The organism is Ectobacillus sp., assembly GCF_056992975.1.
The window spans coordinates 1-2,242 of record NZ_JBXKMX010000227.1; the positions used below are offsets into that span (position 1 = coordinate 1).

The 2,242-nt window shown below is 42.6% G+C and carries 2 protein-coding genes and 1 pseudogene; all 3 read left to right on the forward strand.

What is annotated here, in order from left to right; translation table 11 throughout:
• On the forward strand, positions 1 to 917 hold a 917-nt coding region (locus AC11ZT_RS10495; protein ID WP_484059540.1), incomplete at its 5' end, for a nucleoside-diphosphate sugar epimerase.
• Positions 914 to 1,837 (forward strand): tetratricopeptide repeat protein, encoded by a 924-nt coding sequence (locus AC11ZT_RS10500; protein WP_484059541.1) that lies wholly within the window; start codon positions 914 to 916, stop codon positions 1,835 to 1,837. The genes AC11ZT_RS10495 and AC11ZT_RS10500, both read left to right, overlap by 4 nt.
• Positions 1,821 to 2,242: pseudogene (locus tag AC11ZT_RS10505) on the forward strand (DUF2194 domain-containing protein); the annotation flags it as partial. The gene AC11ZT_RS10500 and the pseudogene AC11ZT_RS10505, both read left to right, overlap by 17 nt.

A 2,242-nucleotide genomic window follows, 5' to 3' on the forward strand; every position in this document is an offset into this window, starting at 1 on the left:
TAACGAGTACATCGCAAAAGGAACGCTATGAGGATGTACATATGGTGAATGATGAATTACAAAAAGAAAATGAACAGTTTAAGCACACGATTCAGCAATTGAACGAAACGAGAATCACGTTAAAGGCGCGTGTGCTCGAATCAAACAATCATATGGCTACGATGTTTACGATGTTCAAGGTTCTCAATCATACCCATCCAGAGGTTGTCCTGAATGAAGCGATGAATGTACTAAAAGAATATTTCGGCACACAAAAAATTGCCATCTATACGGTTGATGACGATAAAAAATCGCTGCGAATGAAGCTTTGCTCCGAGCGGGGAAATACAACCTTTCTGCAATCCATTTTTACCGATTCGGCGACTCCGGTCATTAAACAGGTGCTAGCTGAAAATAAGCCCTTATACCGCTCGAAATCGGATACGAAGTATGCCCCTACATTAATTGGACCCGTTGTGGTACAAGAAAAGATACAATATCTTGTTTTTTTAGATGAAATCGATTTTACGAAGGTTACCTCGCAACAATTCGAGCTCTTCACCTGGTATCTTCGACTTCTCGGGGACCGTCTTGACTATGCTGAAGAACTATGGATTGCTGATCAATCGAACCGCGTCTTCCCTGGAACGAATATTTACTACCTAGCAGAATTTGAGCATTTGCTTGAAATAGAGAAAGAACGGTACGAGGAATTAGAATATCCATATTCCTACTTTGAACTGCAAATTCCGCGGCATCAGTTAGTTACAGTAAATAGCATATTACGAAAGCAACTGCGCGACATTGACATTGTTGGTTACAACGCCAATACGCAAGTCATCATGGTGCTTTTACCGGGAACGGAGGAGCAGTATTTGCCAAAGGTTAAGGAACGTGTGGCTAGAGCGATTGACGATGAACTGGCGGTGAGGGAATGATTTGGATTGTACTTTATGTTATCTATTGTTTCCTTGTCACAAAATTATTTCTCTTTTTGAAAAAAGGGATTATGAAGAAAAAAGAGGGAATTCTCGACTACGGCTGGCTCCTATCCCTTGTCTTTCCGATTATCGGGCTGCTCGCCTCTCTTATTCTCTTACTTCTACGCCCGAAACAAGTGAATAGCAGCTGGCTTCATGAATATTCCGATTATATATCCTTTCATGTACAAAACTATGAAGATATTTATGTAGCAGCGAAGCAAGATATGGATCTTACTTCTTTTTCTACGGGGATGCAACTTGAGCACGCCGATATCCAAAAGCAGCTCATCGTGCAGGTCGGGGCTGCCCCTGTTTCCAAAGAGGGGAACCTACTCAAAGCTGCCCTGCATCAAAAAGATCCGGAAACCGTTCATTACGCCGCTACAACAATCAATGTCTTACATGACCGCTACCGAAAGCAAATCGATTATTTACAAGGACAGTTTAACCAGGATACCTCGCAGCAGGACGTTGCGTTTCAATTGACATCGCATTATCTTCAATATTTAGAAAGCGAGCTCCTTTCTCCGCGGCAAATCGCAGAATTGCTCGATGAATGTACACCGATTTTTATTCGTTTTATGGATTTATTTGAAGATGTGTCTGCCTTTACCTATGCATACGGAAAGCTTCTCATGATTAGCGGGAAAATTTATGAGGCAGAAGAACAGTTTTTCTACACGATGGAAACACATCCTGACGTAGATTATGGCTATATTGGTCTGCTCGAAATCTATTATGATCAAAAAAGCTGGACGAAGCTCTTTCATATTATCGAAACATTAACGAAGCGGAATATGATTAATAACCTGCCCTACCAATACCAGCTTTTCGCAGAGCAGATAGGAGGAACCATACTTGAACAAGAGCACTAATGTCGTCATGTTGATTGCGGGAGGCTTATTATTCGTTTTCGTGCTTCTTATTACGCTATACCGCTCGGATGCCTTTTACCGAACGATTTCCGTACATAAACCAAGCTCGAGCGGGCTGCAGCTTCTTGATTCGAAGACGCCGCCGCAGGGACAGTCCACCAATCTTGTCCTTGTAGAAACGAATGATCATCTTGGAAACTTAGTTTCCTCCAACATTAAGAAAGCGATGGACTATGCGCATGTGCATTACAAAACGATTTCCGCCGAGGAAATTAAAAATCTCCAGCCTTCTCCGTATACAGGACTCATCCTTGCTGGTGAAACCCCCTCTGACCTGCCTAAGGATGACATCCAAACGTTTGTTGAGGGCGGCGGAAGACTGATTATGGCAAACCGTATGGATAC

What these genes read in the sequence shown, in the direction of transcription:
- AC11ZT_RS10500 (WP_484059541.1), top strand. Translation starts at nt 914, where the DNA reads ATGATTTGGATTGTACTTTATGTTATCTATTGTTTCCTTGTCACAAAA.